Source organism: Streptomyces sp. NPDC058691, assembly GCF_042714775.1.
Lineage (GTDB): Bacteria > Actinomycetota > Actinomycetes > Streptomycetales > Streptomycetaceae > Actinacidiphila.
In genome coordinates, this window is record NZ_JBHXSO010000020.1 from 75,491 (window position 1) to 95,000 (window position 19,510).

The 19,510-nt window shown below is 71.6% G+C and carries 17 protein-coding genes and 4 tRNA genes; 12 read left to right on the forward strand and 9 right to left on the reverse strand.

Going from position 1 to position 19,510, the window contains the following annotated elements; genetic code table 11:
- Nucleotides 1–41: 41 nt before the first annotated feature.
- The 8 genes from ACFWVC_RS16520 (at nucleotide 42) to ACFWVC_RS16555 (ending at nucleotide 3,613) form a co-directional block, all read left to right on the forward strand.
- Nucleotides 42–512 carry a fluoride efflux transporter FluC gene (locus ACFWVC_RS16520; protein ID WP_384285276.1) on the forward strand — a complete coding sequence of 157 codons (471 nt, stop codon included), beginning with the start codon at nucleotides 42–44 and terminating at the stop codon, nucleotides 510–512.
- The gene (locus ACFWVC_RS16525) at nucleotides 509–856 is read left to right on the forward strand and encodes a DUF190 domain-containing protein (protein ID WP_384285483.1); all 348 of its coding nucleotides are present in this window, start codon (nucleotides 509–511) and stop codon (nucleotides 854–856) included. The genes ACFWVC_RS16520 and ACFWVC_RS16525 overlap by 4 nt, the downstream gene beginning before the upstream one ends.
- On the forward strand, nucleotides 853–1,209 hold the full coding sequence (gene crcB, locus ACFWVC_RS16530) for a fluoride efflux transporter CrcB (RefSeq protein WP_384285281.1): 357 nt from the start codon (nucleotides 853–855) through the stop codon (nucleotides 1,207–1,209). The genes ACFWVC_RS16525 and crcB overlap by 4 nt, the downstream gene beginning before the upstream one ends.
- A gap of 55 nt (nucleotides 1,210–1,264) precedes the next feature.
- The gene (locus ACFWVC_RS16535; RefSeq protein WP_384285285.1) at nucleotides 1,265–1,615 is read left to right on the forward strand and encodes a metallopeptidase family protein; all 351 of its coding nucleotides are present in this window, start codon (nucleotides 1,265–1,267) and stop codon (nucleotides 1,613–1,615) included.
- 39 nt (nucleotides 1,616–1,654) lie between these two features.
- Nucleotides 1,655–3,259: a metallophosphoesterase gene (locus ACFWVC_RS16540; protein ID WP_384285288.1), complete on the forward strand. Its 1,605-nt coding sequence runs from the start codon at nucleotides 1,655–1,657 to the stop codon at nucleotides 3,257–3,259.
- A gap of 79 nt (nucleotides 3,260–3,338) precedes the next feature.
- Nucleotides 3,339–3,411, forward strand: a tRNA-Glu gene (locus ACFWVC_RS16545).
- Between the two features lie 49 nt (nucleotides 3,412–3,460).
- Nucleotides 3,461–3,535 (forward strand) — tRNA-Asp (locus tag ACFWVC_RS16550).
- Between the two features lie 4 nt (nucleotides 3,536–3,539).
- A tRNA-Phe gene (locus tag ACFWVC_RS16555) sits at nucleotides 3,540–3,613 on the forward strand.
- A gap of 108 nt (nucleotides 3,614–3,721) precedes the next feature.
- Here ACFWVC_RS16555 and ACFWVC_RS16560 read toward each other — a convergent pair.
- Entirely contained in the window at nucleotides 3,722–4,489 is a 768-nt protein-coding gene (locus tag ACFWVC_RS16560; protein ID WP_384285293.1) for an SDR family NAD(P)-dependent oxidoreductase, read from the reverse strand.
- 211 nt (nucleotides 4,490–4,700) lie between these two features.
- Here ACFWVC_RS16560 and hrpA point away from each other — a divergent pair, with 211 nt between their 5' ends.
- Nucleotides 4,701–8,627: an ATP-dependent RNA helicase HrpA gene (gene hrpA, locus ACFWVC_RS16565; RefSeq protein ID WP_384285300.1), complete on the forward strand. Its 3,927-nt coding sequence runs from the start codon at nucleotides 4,701–4,703 to the stop codon at nucleotides 8,625–8,627.
- Nucleotides 8,628–8,740: 113 nt separating this feature from the next.
- Nucleotides 8,741–8,815, forward strand: a tRNA-Asp gene (locus ACFWVC_RS16570).
- Nucleotides 8,816–9,377: 562 nt separating this feature from the next.
- Here ACFWVC_RS16570 and bldC read toward each other — a convergent pair.
- Nucleotides 9,378–9,584: a developmental transcriptional regulator BldC gene (bldC, locus tag ACFWVC_RS16575; RefSeq protein WP_003949541.1), complete on the reverse strand. Its 207-nt coding sequence runs from the start codon at nucleotides 9,582–9,584 to the stop codon at nucleotides 9,378–9,380.
- Between the two features lie 481 nt (nucleotides 9,585–10,065).
- Nucleotides 10,066–10,920, reverse strand: coding sequence for a hypothetical protein (locus ACFWVC_RS16580; RefSeq protein ID WP_384285302.1), 855 nt, complete (start codon nucleotides 10,918–10,920; stop codon nucleotides 10,066–10,068).
- A gap of 171 nt (nucleotides 10,921–11,091) precedes the next feature.
- On the opposite strand from ACFWVC_RS16580, the gene ACFWVC_RS16585 reads away from it, so the two are divergent.
- Nucleotides 11,092–12,219, forward strand: coding sequence for a Leu/Phe/Val dehydrogenase (locus ACFWVC_RS16585; protein WP_384285305.1), 1,128 nt, complete (start codon nucleotides 11,092–11,094; stop codon nucleotides 12,217–12,219).
- A 360-nt stretch (nucleotides 12,220–12,579) separates the two neighbouring features.
- Complete coding sequence (locus ACFWVC_RS16590; protein ID WP_384285307.1) at nucleotides 12,580–12,894, forward strand: DUF3073 domain-containing protein; 315 nt, start codon at nucleotides 12,580–12,582, stop codon at nucleotides 12,892–12,894.
- Nucleotides 12,895–13,004: 110 nt separating this feature from the next.
- Here ACFWVC_RS16590 and purM read toward each other — a convergent pair whose 3' ends face one another.
- The 6 genes from purM to ACFWVC_RS16620 all read right to left on the reverse strand — a co-directional run bounded on the left by purM (nucleotide 13,005) and on the right by ACFWVC_RS16620 (nucleotide 19,425).
- Nucleotides 13,005–14,072, reverse strand: coding sequence for a phosphoribosylformylglycinamidine cyclo-ligase (gene purM / locus ACFWVC_RS16595; protein WP_384285312.1), 1,068 nt, complete (start codon nucleotides 14,070–14,072; stop codon nucleotides 13,005–13,007).
- Between the two features lie 28 nt (nucleotides 14,073–14,100).
- Nucleotides 14,101–15,618 carry an amidophosphoribosyltransferase gene (gene purF / locus ACFWVC_RS16600; RefSeq protein WP_384285317.1) on the reverse strand — a complete coding sequence of 506 codons (1,518 nt, stop codon included), beginning with the start codon at nucleotides 15,616–15,618 and terminating at the stop codon, nucleotides 14,101–14,103.
- Nucleotides 15,619–15,767: 149 nt separating this feature from the next.
- Entirely contained in the window at nucleotides 15,768–17,432 is a 1,665-nt protein-coding gene (locus ACFWVC_RS16605; protein WP_384285321.1) for a PH domain-containing protein, read from the reverse strand.
- Nucleotides 17,433–17,461: 29 nt separating this feature from the next.
- Entirely contained in the window at nucleotides 17,462–18,259 is a 798-nt protein-coding gene (locus ACFWVC_RS16610; protein WP_384285324.1) for a sterol carrier family protein, read from the reverse strand.
- A 48-nt stretch (nucleotides 18,260–18,307) separates the two neighbouring features.
- Complete coding sequence (locus tag ACFWVC_RS16615) at nucleotides 18,308–18,511, reverse strand: DUF4177 domain-containing protein (protein ID WP_384285329.1); 204 nt, start codon at nucleotides 18,509–18,511, stop codon at nucleotides 18,308–18,310.
- A 56-nt stretch (nucleotides 18,512–18,567) separates the two neighbouring features.
- On the reverse strand, nucleotides 18,568–19,425 hold the full coding sequence (locus ACFWVC_RS16620) for a hypothetical protein (RefSeq protein WP_384285332.1): 858 nt from the start codon (nucleotides 19,423–19,425) through the stop codon (nucleotides 18,568–18,570).
- Nucleotides 19,426–19,510 lie beyond the last annotated feature (85 nt).

The window sequence follows — 19,510 nt, forward strand, 5'->3', positions numbered from 1 at the left end:
GGCCGGCCCTCCCGCGGTGCCGTTCGGATACCGTCCGGGGCATGGGAAGCGGCATGGGAAGCCGGCCGGCACGGACAGTGGGCGACCCGCCGCGCCCCCGGCGGGCGGCACCGCTGCGCGAACAGGGCCCGGTGGTCGCCGTCGTCGCGCTCGGCGGGGTGATCGGGGCATTCGCCCGCTACGGCGCGGGGCTGCTGTGGCCCACCGCGACCGGGGCCTTCCCGTGGACGACCTTCCTGGTGAACGCGGCCGGCTGCGCGGCGATCGGCGTGCTGATGGTGGCGGTCGTGGAGCGCCGGCCCTCGGCGCACCGCCTCGTCCGGCCGTTCCTGGGCACCGGGGTGCTCGGCGGCTTCACGACCTTCTCGACGTACACGGTCGACGTGCAGCGGCTGCTGGCCGCCGGGCATGTCGCCGTCGCCCTGGTCTATCTGGCGGCCACGCCCGTGGCCGCCCTGCTCTGCGTATGGTCCGCGGCGGCCCTGACCCGCCGCGTGTGGAGGACGACGTGATGATGCTCACCGGCCCCGCGCTTCGGCTCACCGTCCACGTGGGGGAGAACGACACCTGGCACCACCGGCCGCTGCACAGCGAGATCGTGCACCGCGCCCACGCCGCCGGACTCGCCGGGGCGTCGGTCTTCCGCGGCGTGGAGGGCTTCGGCGCCGGCTCGGTCGTCCACACCTCGCGTCTGCTGTCGCTCTGCGAGGACCTGCCGGTCATGATCGTCGTCGTGGACAGCGCCGAACGGGTCAGGGCATTCCTGCCTCAGCTGCGGGAGCTGATGACCACGGGTCTGGCCACGGTCGAGGAGGTGGAGGTCGTGCACGGCACCGCCGGAGGTGACGAGGGGTGAACTGGCTGCTCGTCGCCGTCGGCGCCGCGATCGGCGCGCCCCTGCGCTATCTGACGGACCGTGCGGTCCAGTCGCGGCACGACGGCGTCTTCCCCTGGGGCACCTTCACCGTGAACATCGCCGGCTCGCTGATCCTGGGCGCGGTCGCCGGCGCGGTGGCCGCCGGCGCGTCCACCCGGCTCCAACTCCTGCTGGGCACCGGACTGTGCGGCGCGCTGACCACGTACTCGACCTTCTCGTACGAGACGTTGCGGCTGGCCGAGGGCGGCGCGCGCCTCTACGCGGCCCTCAACGTGGCGGGGAGCATCGCCGCGGGAGTGGCCGCCGCCTTCGCGGGCGCCGCGCTCGTGTGACGCAATCCGCGTCGGACGCTGCCCGATCGCCCGGCTGTCCCGGACAATGGGCGGTGTGCTGGAGATGTCACGCGAAGCGTTCGAGGAACTGGTCAGCGACGCGCTGGACCGGATCCCCCCCGAGCTGGCCCGGGTCATGGACAACGTGGCGGTGTTCGTCGAGGACGAACCCGACCCGGCCGACCCCGGTCTGCTCGGCCTGTACGAGGGAACTCCGCTGACCGAGCGCGGCGAGTGGTACGCCGGGGTGCTCCCCGACCGCATCACGATCTACCGGGGCCCGACCCAGCGGCTGTGTTCCACCACGGAGGAGATCGTGGAGGAGGTCGCCACGACCGTCGTCCACGAAGTGGCGCACCACTTCGGCATCGAGGAGGAACGCCTCCACGAGCTGGGCTGGGGATAGCGGGGCATACGGGAGGGAGGAGACGGGCATACGTCGGCAATGCTCCGAGATCTGCCGCACCGCGTCCGGTCCGTGCTGCGCCGTGCCCTCCGGCGCCCCTCTCCTGCTCTTGGTACATCTCGTCCAACCCGTCCGGCCCGTCAAACACGTTCGGCCCGTTCAGCTCATCCGGCCCCCGCCGGCACCGCGCTCGACGCGCCGCGCCGCCCCTGGCTCACGGCGCTCGCGCTGGTCGCGGTCACGCTGATCGGCGGCTGGCTCGGGCTGGTGGTGCTGGGGAGCATCAAGGAGCCCGTGGGGCCGATGAACACCCGCATGTCCCTGCATCCCGCGTGGACCGGGGACACCAAGGTGAACGTGGCACCGCTCGGAGCCCTGCAGCTGGACAGCCACGACGGCCCCCTGCGGCTGGTGGTGGACGTCGACACCCTCGACCCGGAGCGCGCCGAGGGCCTGGTGCGGCACCCGGAGCGGCTGAGCGGCCTGCCGGACGAGGTCGCCGCGGACGTGCGGAACAGCACCGTCGAACTCGCCGTGCGGTCCTCGCTGGCCGTGCTGACCGGCGCCACCGCCCTCGGCCTTGCGGTCTACCGCAGGCCCCGCAGGGCGCTGGCCGCCGGCGGTCTGTCGCTGGCGGTGCTGGCGGCCTGCGCGGGCACGGCGTACGGGACGTGGAACCCCCGCAGTGTCCTGGAGCCCAAGTTCTCCGGGCTGCTGAGCAGCGCGCCGTCCGTCGTCGGCAACGCGCGCAGCATCGTCAGCGACTTCGACGTCTACCAGCAGGAGCTGGCGCGCCTGGTCACCAACATGACCCGGCTGTACGACGCGACCTCCACGCTGCCCGCCTACAACCCCGACCCGTCGACCCTGCGGGTGCTGCACGTCTCGGACATCCACCTCAACCCGGCGGCGTGGCAGATCATCCGGTCCGTCGTCGCCGAGTACCGGATCGACGTCATCGTGGACACCGGCGACCTCATGGACCACGGCACCGCCGCCGAGAACGGCTTCACCGCCGCCATCCCGGACCTGGGCGCGCCCTACGTCTTCGTACGCGGCAACCACGACTCCATGGGCAGCCAGCGCGCGGTGGCGGCCCGCAAGGGCGCGGTGGTGGTGGACGACGGGAAGTCGGTGGTCGTGAAGGGGCTGCGGATCGCCGGCATCGGCGACCCGCAGTTCACGCCGGACCGCTCGGTCGAGGCCGCAGGCGACCCCGCGGAGCGCCGGGCCGGCCAGCGGCTGGCCGATTCCATCCGGCGGCAGGACGCGGCCGGCCACACGGTCGACATCGCCATCGCCCACAACCCCATCGCGGCCGCCGAGACGGACGGCACCGTCCCGTTGATCCTGGCCGGGCACACCCATCAGCGCGATGTCAGCGTCCTGGAGCACGGCAGCCGCCTGATGGTGCAGGGCACGACGGGCGGCGGCGGGCTGCGGGCAGTGGAGGGCGACACGCCGCAGAAGGTGGAAGCCTCCGTGCTCTATCTGGACCGCGACAGCCACACCCTGCAGGCCTGGGACGAGATCACGCTGGGCGGGCTGGGCCTGTCCACGGCGGAGGTCTCCCGCCATCTGCCGGCGGAGCGGGAACCGGGACGCGAACCGTCGCCCGCGGTCTCCCCGACGGGCGGGCGCTAAAGCGTTTTGGCGATCCCCCGCCGCATCCCATATGCTTCTCACGTCCCCGACGGCCGAAACACCGCCCGGCGGGCCATCAGCCCTCATCGTCTAGTGGCCCAGGACGCCGCCCTTTCAAGGCGGTAGCACGGGTTCGAATCCCGTTGGGGGCACGCACTGACCTGTGCGAGACTGTGTCTCGCACAGTGAAGCGCAAAGCTGGGTCCTGTGGAGCAGTTTGGAGTGCTCGCCACCCTGTCAAGGTGGAGGCCGCGGGTTCAAATCCCGTCAGGACCGCGCTGGCTGGGTAGCTCAGTTGGTACGAGCGATCGCCTGAAAAGCGATAGGTCGCCGGTTCGACCCCGGCCCCAGCCACAGCAGCCCGCAAGGGCAGGAACCCCCGCCGAGATCCTCGGCGGGGGTTCTGCGTTGTCCGCGGGTCGTCCATGGGTCCGTCCACGGGCGGCGCGCGACGCCGCGCGGTCAGCCGACCGGGAAGAGCGGCCAGCCGGCCATGAGCCCGCCGTCCAGGGTGAGGGTCTGCCCGGTGATGTACGAGGCCTTGTCAGAGCCGAGGAAGACCACGGCATCCGCGATCTCCTCCGGGGTGCCGGGGCGGTGCATCGGCAGGACGGAGTCCACCGCCCGGCGGAACCCGTCCGAGGCGGTGACCCGCTCGTACATGGCCGTCCGGGTGAAGCCGGGGGCCACCGCGTTCACCCGGATGCCGTGCAGCGCGCCCTCGATGGCGGCGACCTTGGTGACGCCGATGACGGCGTGCTTGCTCGCCACGTACAGGGAGGCGCCGGGGAAGCCCATCTGGCCGTAGGTGGAGCTGATGTTGACGATGCTGCCACCGCCGCCCGTCTTCATGGCGCGGAACTCGTGCTTCATGCTCAGCAGCGTGCCGCGCACGTTCGTGTCGAAGACGGCGTCGTACTCCTTGTCGGTGGTCTCGTCGATGCCGCCGGGGGTGCCCTCGGTGCCGGCGTTGTTGAAGGCGACGTCGATCTTCCCGTACGTCTGTACGGCGTGCTCCATCAGGTGCTGTACCTCGGCCTCCAGACGCACATCGGCCCGGACGAAATCCGCCCGGCCGCCGAGCGCCGCCAGTTCCCCGGCGAGCTGCTCGCCGGCCTCCTGGTGGCGGCCGGAGACCACGACGTTCGCGCCCTGGCGCGCATACGCTTCCGCGGTGGCACGGCCGATGCCGGTGAGCGCGCCGGTGATCACAACGGTGGGAGCGGCCATGGTGGGGGTCCTTCCTGCGGACGTGCCGGGGTCGTGGGTCACGCGTGCGGAGCCCCGGCCCGCGGGGAGCGAGGGGACAGGCCCGCTTCCCAGGGGGACTCCGCTCCTGCATCGTCTCCCCGGTGCGGGGATGCCGCACGTCGCGCGCAGGGGGGCGTGACCGTAATGGGTTCGCCCGCGGGCCGTGCGCAATGCGATGCTGGAACGCGCTATGCCTACGCAGCCCACCACCCCCGCATTCGCCGAGCTCGGCACCCGGCTGACCGAGCTGACCCTGCGCGACGCGCAGCGCCTCGGCCGCCGGCTCGACGGCGCACGCCGAATTCGCAAGCCGGAAGCCCGTACGGCGGTGCTGGCGGAGATCGGGGCCGAGATCGACAAGGCCGCGCTCAAGGTCGAGGCGCGGCGCACGGCCATACCCGCGATCTCGTATCCGGAGCAGTTGCCGGTCAGCCAGAAGAAGGACGAGATCCTCGCGGCGATCCGGGACCACCAGGTCGTGATCGTCGCGGGCGAGACCGGCTCCGGCAAGACGACCCAGATCCCCAAGATCTGCCTGGAGCTGGGCCGCGGCGTCCGCGGCCTGATCGGCCACACCCAGCCCCGCCGGATCGCCGCCCGCACGGTCGCCGAGCGCGTCGCGGAGGAGCTGCACACCCCGCTGGGCGAGGCGGTCGGCTGGAAGGTCCGCTTCACCGACCAGGTCGGCGACAGCACGCTGGTCAAGCTGATGACGGACGGCATCATGCTGGCCGAGATCCAGACCGACCGCGAGCTCCAGCAGTACGACACGATCATCATCGACGAGGCGCACGAACGCAGCCTCAACATCGACTTCATCCTGGGCTACCTCGCCCAGCTGCTCCCCCGGCGCCCCGACCTCAAGGTCGTGATCACCTCCGCGACGATCGACCCGCAGCGCTTCTCCCGGCACTTCGGCGACGCCCCGATCGTGGAGGTCAGCGGGCGGACGTATCCGGTCGAGGTGCGCTACCGGCCGCTTCTGGCGGAGGGCGATGGGGAGGCCGACGAAGCGGACCGCGACCAGGTCACCGCGATCTGCGACGCCGTCGACGAGCTCCAGGCCGAGGGCCCCGGCGACATCCTGGTCTTCCTCTCCGGCGAGCGGGAGATCCGCGACACCGCCGACGCGCTCAACAAGCGGCAGCTGCGGTTCACCGAGGTGCTGCCGCTGTACGCGCGGCTGTCCTCCGCCGAGCAGCACCGGGTGTTCCAGCGCGGCACGGGCCGCCGCATCGTGCTGGCCACCAACGTCGCGGAGACCTCGCTCACCGTCCCGGGCATCCGCTACGTGATCGACACGGGCATGGCCCGCATCTCCCGCTACAGCCACCGCACCAAGGTGCAGCGGCTGCCGATCGAGCCGATCAGCCAGGCCAGCGCCAACCAGCGCAAGGGCCGCTGCGGCCGCCTCGCGGACGGCATCTGCGTCCGGCTGTACTCCGAGGACGACTTCCTGTCCCGCCCGGAGTTCACCGACGCCGAGATCCTCCGCACCAACCTGGCCTCCGTCATCCTGCAGATGACCGCCGCGGGCCTCGGCGACATCGCCCGCTTCCCCTTCATCGACCCGCCGGACGCCCGGAACATCAAGGACGGCGTCCAGCTGCTCCAGGAACTGGGCGCGCTGGACGGGCAGAAGCTCACCGGGACCGGCCGCAAGCTCTCCCAGCTGCCGGTGGACCCGCGGCTGGCCCGCATGGTGCTGGAGGCGGAGCGCAACGGCGTCGTCCGCGAGGTGATGGTCATCGCGGCCGCGCTGTCCATCCAGGACCCGCGCGAGCGCCCCCAGGAGAAACAGCAGCAGGCGGACGAGAAGCACCGCCGTTTCGCCGACGAGACCAGCGACTTCATGGCGCTGCTCAACCTGTGGCGGTACGTCCGCGAGCAGCAGAAGGAGCTGTCCTCCTCCGCCTTCCGCCGGATGTGCCGCTCGGAGTTCCTGAACTACCTGCGCATCCGCGAGTGGCAGGACATCTACAGCCAGCTGCGCACGGTCGCCAAGACGATGGGCATCCACCTCGCCGAGGGGGACCACGAGGTCAACGCCCAGCATGTGCACCAGTCCCTGCTGGCCGGCCTGCTGTCGCACATCGGCCTGAAGGACACCGACAGCAAGAACGAGTACCTGGGCGCCCGCAGCGCCAAGTTCGCGGTCTTCCCCGGCTCGTCGCTCTTCAAGAAGCCCCCGCGCTGGATCATGTCCGCCGAGCTGGTGGAGACCTCGCGGCTGTGGGCGCGGGTCAACTCCCGCATCGAGCCGGAGTGGATCGAACCGCTCGCCCAGCACCTGGTGAAACGGTCCTACAGCGAGCCGCACTGGGAGAAGGACCAGGCCGCGGTCATGGCCGTCGAGAAGGTGACGCTGTACGGCGTGCCGATCGTCACCGACCGCAAGGTCAACTACGGGAAGATCGACCCGGAGACCAGCCGCGAACTGTTCATCCGCAACGCGCTGGTGGAGGGCGACTGGCGGACGCACCACCAGTTCTTCCACGACAACCGCAAACTGCTCGCGGAGGTCGAGGAGCTGGAGCACCGGGCGCGGCGCCGCGACATCCTCGTGGACGACGAGACGCTCTTCGACTTCTACGACCGCGTGGTGCCCGAACACGTCGTGTCCGGGGCCCACTTCGACTCGTGGTGGAAGCAGGAACGCCGGGAGAAGCCGGAGCTGCTCACCTTCGAACACTCCATGCTCATCAACGAGAACGCCGAGGCCGTCACCAAGGACGACTACCCCGACTCCTGGCGCCAGGGGAAGCTGAAGCTGCGGGTGACCTACCAGTTCGAGCCCGGCGCCGACGCGGACGGCGTGACCGTCCACGTCCCGCTCCAGGTGCTCAACCAGATCACCCCGGACGGCTTCGACTGGCAGATCCCGGGCCTGCGCGAGGAGGTCGTCACCGAGCTCATCCGCTCGCTGCCCAAGGCGATCCGCCGCCACTACGTACCGGCGCCGAACTACGCGAAGGCGTTCCTGGACCGGGTCGTACCGGTGCAGGACCCGCTCCCGGAGACGCTGGCGCGCGAGTTGCAGCGGATGGTGGGCGTGCCCGTCACGGCCGAGGACTTCGACCTCGCCAAGGTGCCCGACCATCTGAAGATCACCTTCCGGGTGACCGACGAACGGCGCCGCAAGCTGGCCGAGGACAAGGACCTGGAGGCGCTCAAGCTCAGCCTCCGGCCGAAGACCAAGGCCGCCATCACCAAGGCCTTCGACGCGGCCGGCTCCATCGGCATCGAGCGGCGCACGGGCCTGAAGCAGTGGACCGTGGGCACCCTGCCGCGCACCTTCGAGACCCGGCGCGCCGGCCAGCCGGTCAAGGCGTACCCGGCGCTGGTGGACGAGGGCGAGAGCGTGGGCGTGCAGCTCTTCGACACCGAGGCCGAGCAGGCCGAGGCGATGTGGCGCGGCACCCGCCGGCTGATCCTCCTCAACGTGCCCGCCAACCCCGCGAAGTTCGTCGCGGACCGGTTGTCCAACCAGGACAAGCTCGCCCTGTCGCGCAGCCCGCACGGCTCGGTGGCCGCGCTCTTCGACGACTGCGTGACCGCCGCCGCCGACCGGCTCATCGCCGACAACGGCGGACCGGCGTGGGACGAGGAGTCCTTCCGCAAGCTCTACGACTCCGTGCGCGCGGAGCTGGTCGAGCTGACCATCAAGACGGTGGGGCAGGTCCGCCAGGTGCTGGCCGCCTGGCAGGCCTGTGAGCGCCGTCTGAAGGCCACCCAGAGCCTGGCACTGGTCGCCAACCTCGCGGACGTCAAGGAGCAGCTGGCGGCCCTTGTGCACCCCGGTTTCGTGACCGGCACGGGTGTACGCCGGCTGCCGGACCTGATGCGCTACCTGGTCGCCGTGGACCGGCGGTTGCAGCAGATGCCCAGCGGCGCCCAGCGCGACACCACGCGCATGGAGAAGGTCCGCGAGATCCAGGGCGAGTACGCCGAGCTGCTCGCCGCGCGGCCGGCCGGGCGGCCCCTCCCGGAGCGGGTCGGCGACATCCGCTGGATGATCGAGGAGCTGCGGGTGAGCTACTTCGCGCACGCCCTCGGCACCGCGTTCCCCGTCTCCGACAAGCGCATCTTCAAGGCGCTCGACGAAGCCTGGGGCTGACCCCGCGCCGACCCCCGCGCCCGGCCCGGAGCCCGCCCGGTATCCGGTTCGCTTTCACCCTCTGACCTGCTGTACAGTCTTCCTCGTCGCCAGGAAAGAGGGCGGCGAAACCTGGTCCTGTGGAGCAGTTTGGAGTGCTCGCCACCCTGTCAAGGTGGAGGCCGCGGGTTCAAATCCCGTCAGGACCGCAGTAAACGAAGGCCCGGATCCCCTGGATCCGGGCCTTCTCGCGTGGTACGCCTGCCTCATGGCTTTGACTGGCGCCGGACGGCCGGCACGGGACGCGAGCGCCGCCGCGGGCACCGCCGGGGGCGGGTCCGCCGCCGACGCGGCCGGGAACGGCACACCCGGGCCGGTCGCGTTCGGCGCCGGCAGACGCCACCGCCCGGTCCGCCACCGGCCGTTGGCGCGGGCGGCGGAACCGCGGCGGAGTGCGGAAGGTCACTACCGCACTGGGAACATCCGGGGCAAGACCCGTGCATGTGACGGGAGTCACGCGAAGATTTTCGAGTCTGGGGGAACTTGAGGTCTCCTGGGGAACCGTCAATTTAATATGTGCAATTGCACCGTGCTCATGAGCCTCACGTCCACACAAGACGGACACATCACGCGCACAAAAAAGATCGCACCGGAGCCGGCGGACTCCGGTGCGATCAACGTTCCTTTGGGCTTCCCTGATGGGGGCAGGGACCCGGTGGAGCGGACGTTTCGGCAGGTTGGGGGCCCTGCGCGAAGGCCCGTTGGATCAGGTCAGGCCTCGCTGCGCTGCTGCGGAATGCCCGCCAGCAGTGCACGGACCTCCGCCTCGCGGTAGCGGCGATGCCCGCCGAGCGTGCGGATGGACGTGAGCTTGCCAGCCTTGGCCCAGCGCGTGACCGTCTTCGGGTCCACGCGGAACATCGTGGCGACCTCAGCGGGGGTCAGCAGCGGCTCGGCATCAGGGGTGCGAGCGGTCATGAGCGGCCTCCTCGAGAGAACCGAACCAACACGGTTCTTTCCTCTAAATTCTGCACCTTGACCCGCGTTGCCCGAAATGGCGGACGCGGGCCGAGTCGGTAATAGGACGAACGGCTTGTCCTCGGCACTACAACTACACCATCTGTCCAGCCGTGTCGGCCAAACCGATGGATTTGCCCTCTGAGGTGTCTAAGCTCGACGGAAGCCGATGGACCGGGCCATAACGGACAGTCACACCTGAGTGACGATCAGTCACAGCCAACCCACGAGCAACAGCCCCACCTCAAGGACTGCAATACCGGACATTCCGTCCCAAGCAGACGGAATTAAGGTCCTTACGGACCCGATGTCCCATATTGTCATGGGGGGTAGGGATGAGGGCAAGCCCCCTAAAGGTGCTTTACGTCACCCTTAGGCCAAAGGTACCGGTCGACCGTACTCGGGACCAAGGTCCCCCCGGCAACGGACTTCCGACGGTCCCTCAGCTCGCGTACTGCAGGTCCCGAACGGCCCGCCAGCGGTCGGTGAGACGCTCGTACGCCTCGCCGGCCCGGGACCCGTCCCCGTCACGCAGCGCCGCGAGGGCGTCCGCGACATCGGTGGCGGAGTGGTCGTCGGCGAGACGGTCCTGGGGGATGACGTGGACGAGACCGCCGTAGTCGAGCTCGACCAGCGACCGCGGGTGGAACTCCTCCAGCCAGCGCCCCACATCCACCAGGCCGTCGATCAGAGCACCCTCATCGAGTGAATCCTTCAGCACCCGAAGGCCCCGCGCCGTGCGCCGGCGGGCCTGCACCATGGGCGTCCGGTAGCGCATCACCGGCTGCTTGGACTCCCCGGCGCCTGCCGGCTCGTACTCCCGCTCGGAGTCGTCGAACAGCGTGAACCAGCGCACCGGAACGTGCCAGGTCGCGCCGCGGATCCACGGCCGCGCGTCGGCGTTCTCGGGCTTCTCGGCCCGCCAGGCCTCGTAGTCGGCCGCCGCCTGCTCCCGCACGACCTTGGGCAGTACGGCGTCCAGCACCGCGGTCGGGAACTCCTCGGCGAGCTCCTCCAGGGCCAGCCAGCCGCGCAGCCGGGTACGCCACGGGCAGACGTGCGTCACACCGTCCACGACGGCCACGAAGGCGTCCGGGCTCTCGTGCACCGGCACCGGCACCGGGGGGACGGGCAGGAGATTGGCCAGGGACTGGCGCAGTTCGTCCTGTGCGGTCCGTTCCGCGCCCGCCGCGGCATAGCGGTACCAACGGCTTCGTTCGGGCTCCGGGAAGGCCGCCAGCGGCTCGTACACGCGCAGATACGACGCGTACGGGACCAGAACCGATGACAAGCCCACACCCGCTCCCTCACGACGGCATCCGCCCTGGCATCGTCCCACGTCGCTTCCCCCACCGGGAGTGATCCACGACACTGGAAGCATGCACAGCAGCAGGTGGCTCTACTCTTCTCGCAACCGGCCCTCCCCACCCGCTCGGAGGGCGACCTCTGGACATCGGGAGTCACCACAGTGACCGACGTACGTCAGACATCCGGCATCGTCTCCCCCTTGTGGACCCTGTTCCGATCGGATCAGGGAGGACACGAGCAGGTCGTCTTGTGCCAGGACCGCGCCACCGGCCTCAAGGCCGTCATCGCGATCCACTCCACCGCCCTGGGCCCGGCCCTCGGCGGCACCCGCTTCCACGCGTACGCCTCCGACGAGGAGGCCGTCGCCGACGCGCTGAACCTCGCCCGCGGCATGTCGTACAAGAACGCGCTCGCCGGACTGGACCTCGGTGGCGGCAAGGCCGTGATCATCGGTGACCCGGACACCGTCAAGTCCGAGGAACTGCTGCTGGCCTACGGCCGCTTCGTGGCCTCGCTCGGCGGCCGCTACGTGACGGCCTGCGACGTCGGCACGTACGTCGCCGACATGGACGTCGTGGCCCGCGCCAACCCGCAGTGGACCACCGGCCGATCGCCCGAGAACGGCGGCGCCGGCGACTCCTCGGTGCTGACCGCCTGGGGCGTCTTCCAGGGCATGCGGGCCGCCGCCCAGGCCAAGTGGGGCGACCCCACGCTGCGCGGCCGCCGGGTCGGCGTCGCCGGCGTCGGCAAGGTCGGCCACCACCTGGTGGAGCACCTGATCGAGGACGGTGCCGAGGTCGTCATCACCGACGTTCGCGGCGAAGCCGTCGAGCGGATCATCTCCCGTCACCCCCAGGTCACCGCCGTCACTGACGCTGACGTCCTGATCAGGACCCCGCTGGACGTGTACGCGCCCTGCGCGCTCGGCGGCGCCCTCAACGACGACAGCGTGCCGGCCCTCACCGCCACGATCGTCTGCGGCGCGGCCAACAACCAGCTCGCCCACCCCGGCGTCGAGAAGGACCTCGCCGACCGCGGCATCCTGTACGCGCCCGACTACGTGGTGAACGCGGGCGGCGTGATCCAGGTCGCCGACGAACTGCACGGCTTCGACTTCGAGCGGGCCCGCGCCAAGGCGACGAAGATCTTCGACACGACGCTGGCCATCTTCGAGCGGGCCGCGGCCGACGGCATCCCGCCCGCCGCGGCGGCCGACCGGCTCGCCGAGCAGCGCATGGCCGAGCGCACCCCCGCGGACCGCTGGCTGCGCCCCTCGGCCGCCAACTGACGGCACGGGTGAGCACGCCCCCGCCCGGCCGGGCGGGGGCGTGTCCTCCATCACAAAGCGGACACCGCGCCGCCCCGCCGTCGTACGGTGTGCCCGCGCCCGTCGTTCATCCGTACGGCCTTCGCCGGCCGCCCGGGACACGGGCCGCAGACTGGAGATTCGGTCGTTACCACGCCCCGGCAGCCAGACCGCGGCGGAAGAAGGTAAAATCACGACTGACCAGCCAGGACGGGCCCTCGGCGGGCCCCTGCTCCGACGCGCGTCGTGCGGGCGACGTACCGTGCGGCCTCGGAAGCAGGTACCGTTGAAGCCCTACGGACCGGGACTCTCCTGCGAGGGCCCGTTCCACATCGTGAACGCGTGTCAAGACTCGGGGCCGTCGAGCCCCACGTTGAGGGGGTCGAGCCAATGGGGCGCGGCCGGGCCAAGGCCAAGCAGACGAAGGTCGCCCGCCAGCTGAAGTACAACAGCGGCGGCACGGACCTGTCACGTCTGGCCGAAGAGCTGGGCGCATCGTCACCACTGCCGGTCAATCCGCCGGAAGTACAGGAAGACGACGATGACGACGAGCTGGAAGACGACCCGTACGCACGGTACGCGGATCTCTACGGCGACGATGAGGACGACGAGGACGAAGACGAGTCCGAGCCCTCGTCCCAACGTCGTCGCGCTTGACGCTGCACAATCCAATCCAGTGTGACCACTGACCCGGTCCGGGCGCGCCCGGACCGGGTTTCGTGCTGCCCGCCTCGCGGGGCACGGGCATCCGGATCGCGCCGGGCGCCCTAGTCCGCGTACACACCGGTGAGCTCGACGGCCTCGGCGCGGTCGCCCCGCTCCAGGACCTCGCCGGCCACCCAGGCCTCCAGGCCCCGGTCGGCCAGCGTCGTCAGCGCCACGTCCACCGACTCCTCGGGGACCACGGCGACCATGCCGACGCCCATGTTGAGGGTCTTCTCCAGCTCGTGCCGCTCCACCCCGCCGAGCTCGCCGACGGTCCGGAACACCGCGTCCGGCGCCCAGGTCGAGCGGTCCACGGTGACGTGCAGATGGTCCGGGACGACCCGGGCGAGGTTGTTGGCCAGACCACCGCCGGTGACGTGCGAGAAGGCGTGCACCTCCGCCGTACGCGTCAGCGCGAGGCAGTCCAGCGAGTAGATCCGAGTGGGCTCCAGCAGCTCCTCGCCGAGGGTGCGGCCGAACTCCGGGACCTCGCGGTCCAGCGCCCAGCCGGCCCGGTCGAAGAGCACATGACGCACCAGCGAGTACCCGTTGGAGTGAAGACCGGAGGACTCCATGGCGATCACCACGTCACCCTTACGGATGCGATCCGCGCCCAGCAGCCGGTCCGCCTCGACCACGCCGGTGCCGGCGCCCGCGACGTCGAACTCGTCCTCGCCGAGCAGGCCCGGGTGCTCGGCGGTCTCGCCGCCGACCAGGGCGCAGCCGGCCAGCACACAGCCCTCCGCGATGCCCTTGACGATGGCGGCGACCCGGTCGGGGAAGACCTTGCCGACGCAGATGTAGTCGGTCATGAACAGCGGCTCGGCGCCGCACACGACCAGATCGTCCACGACCATGCCGACGAGGTCGTGGCCGATGGTGTCGTACACGCCCATCCGGCGGGCGATGTCCACCTTCGTGCCCACGCCGTCGGTGGCGGAGGCCAGCAGGGGGCGCTCGTAGCGCTTGAGGGCGCTGGCGTCGAAGAGTCCGGCGAATCCGCCGAGCCCGCCCACGACCTCGGGGCGGGTGGCCTTCTTGACCCATTCCTTCATCAGCTCGACCGCGCGGTCGCCCGCCTCGATGTCGACTCCCGCCGCGGCGTAGCTGGCACCGGTGTTCTCGGACATGACTGTGAGGTGTCCTTGCGTCGTGTGCTTACGGACGACGGAGCGCGTCGGCGGCGTCGGGGCCGCCGGCCAGCTCGGTCTCCAGGAGGTGCTTGCCGAGCAGCTCGGGGTCCGGCAGCTCCATCGGGTACTCGCCGTCGAAGCAGGCGCGGCACAGATCCGGCTTGGCGATGGTGGTGGCCTCGACCATGGCGTCGATCGAGATGTACGCCAGCGAGTCGGCGTCCAGCGACTTGCAGATCTCGTCCACGGTCAGCCCGTTGGCGATCAGTTCGGCGCGGGTGGCGAAGTCGATGCCGAAGAAGCACGGCCACTTGATGGGCGGCGAGGAGATCCGGATGTGGACCTCGGCGGCGCCGGCCTCGCGCAGCATCCGGACCAGCGCGCGCTGGGTGTTGCCTCGGACGATCGAGTCGTCCACGACCACCAGGCGCTTGCCCCGGATAACCTCCTTGAGGGGGTTGAGCTTCAGACGGATGCCCAGCTGCCGGATGGTCTGGCTGGGCTGGATGAACGTCCGGCCGACGTAGGAGTTCTTCACCAGGCCCGAGCCGTACGGGATGCCGCTGGCCTCGGCGAAGCCGACGGCGGCCGGCGTGCCGGACTCCGGGGTCGGTATCACCAGATCGGCCTCGGCCGGGGCCTCCTTGGCCAGCCGGCGGCCCATCTCCACCCGGGAGAGGTAGACGTTGCGCCCGGCGATGTCGGTGTCGGGGCGGGCCAGGTAGACGTACTCGAAGACACAGCCCTTGGGCCTGGCCTCGGCGAAGCGGGAGGCGCGCAGCCCGTTCTCGTCGATGACGACCAGCTCGCCGGGCTCGATCTCCCGGATGAAGCTCGCGCCGACGATGTCCAGTGCGGCGGACTCCGAGGCGACCACCCAGCCGCGCTCCAGGCGGCCCAGCACCAGCGGGCGGATGCCCTGCGGGTCGCGGGCGGCGTAGAGGGTGTGCTCGTCCATGAAGACCAGGCTGAAGGCGCCCTTGACCTTGGGCAGCACCTGGCGGGCGGCCTCCTCGACGGACAGCGGCTTGCCGTCCTCGTCGGCCTGTCCGGCCAGCAGCGCCGTCACCAGGTCGGTGTCGTTGGTCGCGGCGACCTTGGTGGCCCGGCCGTTGCCCTGCGGCAGCGCGGCGACCATCTCGGCCAGCTCGGCGGTGTTGACCAGGTTGCCGTTGTGGCCGAGGGCGATGGAGCCGCTGGCCGTGGCGCGGAAGGTGGGCTGGGCGTTCTCCCAGACCGACGCGCCCGTGGTCGAGTAACGGGCATGCCCGACCGCGATGTGGCCCCGGAGGGAGCCGAGGGAGGTTTCGTCGAAGACCTGGGAGACCAGACCCATGTCCTTGAAGACCAGGATCTGGGAGCCGTTGCTCACTGCGATGCCCGCGGACTCCTGTCCGCGGTGTTGCAGGGCGTACAGCCCGAAGTAGGTGAGCTTGGAGACCTCTTCGCCGGGGGCCCAGACACCGAAGACGCCGCAAGCGTCCTGGGGGCCCTTCTCGCCGGGGAGCAGGTCGTGGTTGAGTCGTCCGTCACCACGTGGCACGTCTCCGAGTCTAGGGCAGGTTGCGGTGTCGTCCGAACGAGGGAACCCGACAAACCCGTGTTCTATGCGCGTAAACCCATGGGGCGCCTGCCCGTGTGACCTTCGTCCCGACCGCTCCTGAACCGGTCCTGAACCGCTCCTGACCGCCGTCAGGGCCGCAGCCCCGGGTCGCGGATCATGGCCGTCAGCTCGGCGGCGGCGCGGGTCGCGGGGGACGGGCGGCGCAGCGCGCGCTCCCATGAGGGGATGGTGACGCCGTCCCACCGGATGTCGTCCAGGCCGTTGGCACGGCGGAATGCCATGTCGCCCGAGGGGGTGGTGACAACCCTGGTCACCTCCGCCCAGGGCACGTGCCGGGTCCTAAGGTGCCGGCGCAGCCGCAGCCCGTCCGCGTCGGCCGTGATGCGCCACATGATGAGGCCCACCGCGTCCGCGCCGAACATCCAGCAGCCGGCGAGCCAAAGGGTCCAGTGCCACCAGCTGTCGCCGAGGTAGTCGTGCGACGCCAGGACGGCGGCCAGGCCCATCAGGACCAGTACGCCGGCGATCCGCGACACCGGGCCGCTCCGCCACCGCACGGGGCCCGCGCCGGATCGCAGGGCGGCGGCGGCCTCGGCCACCCGGGCCTCCGACTCGCGGCGGTGCTCCGCGAGCCTGCGCCGATGACGATCCGGGCGCGGCCTCGACCACGGCCGCGCCGAGGACACGTTCACCTCGGCCACCGGGCCGCCGGAGGCGTCGGTGCCGGCCAGTTCCAGGGCGCCCGCTTCGGCCGGCAGGCCGAACAGGAAGCTCTCGCCGCGGGGCGCCCCGCCGAAAGTGACGGCCTCGTACCTGAGGACCGGTGGGCCGTCCGCGTCGTCCACCGGGCGGATCACCGTGAAACCGTCCTCGTGCCGTGCCAGCACCCGCAGCGCCGGCGCGGGTCCACGGCGCACGGAACGGGCGCGGACCGCTGCCAGCGCCCCCGACAGCAGCAGACCCGCCCCGCCGCCACCCGCCACCAACGCCAGGAGCTGCAGTCCCGTGCGGTCGTGATACGGCTCCGCGGCGAGCCGCAGCCACCCGCCGTCGACGAGGACGGGCATCCCGGTGCCGCGCTCGTAGTCCTCCGGGATCATGACCTCGACGGAGTGCCGGCTCCCGTCCTCGAAGCGGACGACGATGTGGTCGTCGGCGCCGTTTGCGACGACGACCGCGGGGATGCGGGCGGCCGCCGCGGCGTGCGCCTCGTCCGCGCGGTCACCGGTGACCGCGATCACGGCGGCCACCGCCGCGACCGCCAGCCCCGCCGTCCCGGCGACGACCTGAACCACGCCGCGCCGCGCGGGGATCACCGGGTCCGGGACCGGCAGCGCGACGCCACCGGCCGCCTCCAGGGCGAGCGCCCGCTGACGACGCCGCATCCGCAGTCGCGCGACGACCGCCGCCCAGCTCCAGCAGAGCACGGCCACCACCACGACATCCGCCACACGCTCGGCGGTGCCGCCGGACCAGTTGCCGGGATCGGCCGTCCACAGCAGCAGCAAGGGCGCCGACAGCAGCGCCGCCTCGGGCAGCACGAACAGCCACACCATGTGGACGAAGAAGCCGACCGTACCGATCGCGTCCAGCCACGAGGGCCCGCAGGGCGCGGCCGTCGTGCACACCTCGTCCGGCGAGAACGCGATCGCGGCGATCACCGCCACCAGCAGCACCGGCGCGCACCACAGCGGGCGCGCCCAGCCCGGCAGGCGCACGGCGGCCCAGCGGTGCGCGTCGGCGGAGAGCCAGGGGCGGGCCGGTATGTCCGCAGGCGCGTTCTTCGAGGTCACCGGCGCATTATGCGAGGGCCCTCGTCAGCTCAGCCCATCAGGGGCAGGTAGGGGGCCAGGTCGGCGCGCTCGCCGCTCGCGGAGACGGCGCCGGCGGCGAGGGCCGCGTCCCACGTCGTGCGGCCGGTGGCCAGGCGCACCCAGGTGACGGGGTCGGTCTCGACGACGTTGGGCGGGGTCCCACGCGTGTGCCGGGGCCCGGGGACGCACTGGACGGCCGCGTACGGCGGCACACGGACCTCGACGGAGTTGCCGGGCGCCGTGACGGCGAGTGTGTCGGCCAGCAGCCGGACGACGGCGGCCAGGGCCTGCCGGTCCAGTGGCACGGGGACGCCGGTCGCCGCGGCGAGATCGTCACTGTGCACGACGAGTTCGACGAGGCGGGTGACGAGGAAGTCCGGCGCGCGCATCGCACCCAGCGTGATGGCGATCACGCGGAGCGGGTCGACCGCCTCGGGCAGCGCGACCCGCAGGTCGGCCAGCGCCGCCTCGAGGCGCCCGGCGACGTCGCCGGTGCCGAGCGCGGCCTCGCGGGTGTCGGCGTCCAGGTTGACGGCGATGCGGTTGGTGGAGCGGGCCCAGCCCGTCAGGTCCAGATCCGGTTTGGCCGGGGCCGGCTCGGCCAGCACCCGGGGGACCACCTCGATCTGGCGCGCCATGTGCACCAGCAGGTGGTGCACATCCCACCCCGGCAGCCCCGCGGAGGCCGCCAGCTGCTCCGCGCTCAGCGCCCGCGCGGCGTCGAGGGTGTGACCCGCCTGCGCGGTGAGCGCGGCGGCGGTCCGCGCCGGGTCGTAGGTGCGGGGGCGGCGGGCGGCGGGCGGCATGGCGTGCAGCCTACGCGCCGGCCGGGCCCCGCACCGGGACCGCGGCGGTCAGGCCTGGCGCGGCCGCTCGAAGGTGATCAGCAGACCCTCGACGGCGCCGGGACCGATGCGGCCCTTGACGTCGGCGGCGGTGATCGCCTTGAGCTGCCAGCCGTCCTCGGCGTGCTTGTTGAGCGTCTTCTCCAGCTTGTCGCTGTCGATCGCGTCCCCTATGAGCGACTCGCGGAAGTTGACGACCTTGTACTCGAACATCGGTCAGGACCCCTCGTCGTGGCGATGGTTGCCTTGCCTTGCCTTGCGGACGCAGGTTAACTCCCCACCGGGCGCACCGGTCCGGCCACCCGGTCGATCAGCGGTCCGTGTTCCACATCGGCGGAGAGCAGCGCCAGTTCGGCGCCCTCGCAGGGCGCCCCGAAGAGCAGCGTGTCGCGCAGCCGGCTGTCGCCGGGCGCGTGGTCGTCGTCGGGGATGGCGGAACCGGGCCGCACCGGGCAAGAGAAGAGCGGCACGCGGCCGGCGGTGTCGTCGGCGGCGTAGACCCACACGCGGGTGTCCTCGTCCTCACGGGACAGCACCCGCAGCACCGGCAGTTCGTCCCGGCGCAGCACCGCGGCCCGCCGCCGGGCCAGCAGCCCGGTGACCAGGAGCGTGAACCCGAGCAGGGCGACCGGGAGCAGGAACGGCACGGCCGCGGCGGCGCACAACGGCAGCCCGGCGGCGATCGGCACGAGCCCGCGGCGCAGCGGGGGCACCGGCGCGGGCAGTCGCAGGCGCACGTCACCGGCCGCGTTGGCCGCGAGCAGGCGCTGCCGGCGCCGGACCGCGAGCCGGTGGCGGGCGCCGGCCCAGGCCAGGGCGAGCGCCAGCGAGACCGGCAGGGCCACCGCGGGCTCCGCGAGCCACGCCAGCAGTGCCACGAACGACGGCGCCGACACCAAGGTGATCTGGGGCAGCCGGAACAGCCAGTACACCTGGGCCGCCGCCAGCCAGTAGTGCGGGGCCCCGAGGTCTCCGGGCGCCACGGCGACGGCCACCCCGACGGCGACGGCCAGCGCCAGGGCGCCCCACCGCGGCCGGGACCACGCGGCCGGCCGGCAGGCCGACCAGCGCCTGGTGTCACGGGCACGCCACAGGGGCAGTTCGCCGGGGGCTCTGCGGTCGCTCACGCCTGGAGTATGGGTCAGCCGTTCGTGCGCACGGTTACCAAAAGGTCAACGCGCCCCCGCGCCCAGCGGCACGGGGGCGCGTCAA

Coding starts and splice junctions, on each gene's coding strand:
- ACFWVC_RS16520 (WP_384285276.1), top strand. CDS start 42: ATGGGAAGCGGCATGGGAAGCCGGCCGGCACGGACAGTGGGCGACCCG.
- ACFWVC_RS16540 (WP_384285288.1), top strand. CDS start 1,655: ATGCTCCGAGATCTGCCGCACCGCGTCCGGTCCGTGCTGCGCCGTGCC.
- ACFWVC_RS16560 (WP_384285293.1), bottom strand. CDS start 4,489: ATGGCCGCTCCCACCGTTGTGATCACCGGCGCGCTCACCGGCATCGGC.
- hrpA (WP_384285300.1), top strand. CDS start 4,701: ATGCCTACGCAGCCCACCACCCCCGCATTCGCCGAGCTCGGCACCCGG.
- bldC (WP_003949541.1), bottom strand. CDS start 9,584: ATGACCGCTCGCACCCCTGATGCCGAGCCGCTGCTGACCCCCGCTGAG.
- purM (WP_384285312.1), bottom strand. CDS start 14,072: ATGTCCGAGAACACCGGTGCCAGCTACGCCGCGGCGGGAGTCGACATC.
- ACFWVC_RS16610 (WP_384285324.1), bottom strand. CDS start 18,259: ATGCCGCCCGCCGCCCGCCGCCCCCGCACCTACGACCCGGCGCGGACC.
- ACFWVC_RS16615 (WP_384285329.1), bottom strand. CDS start 18,511: ATGTTCGAGTACAAGGTCGTCAACTTCCGCGAGTCGCTCATAGGGGAC.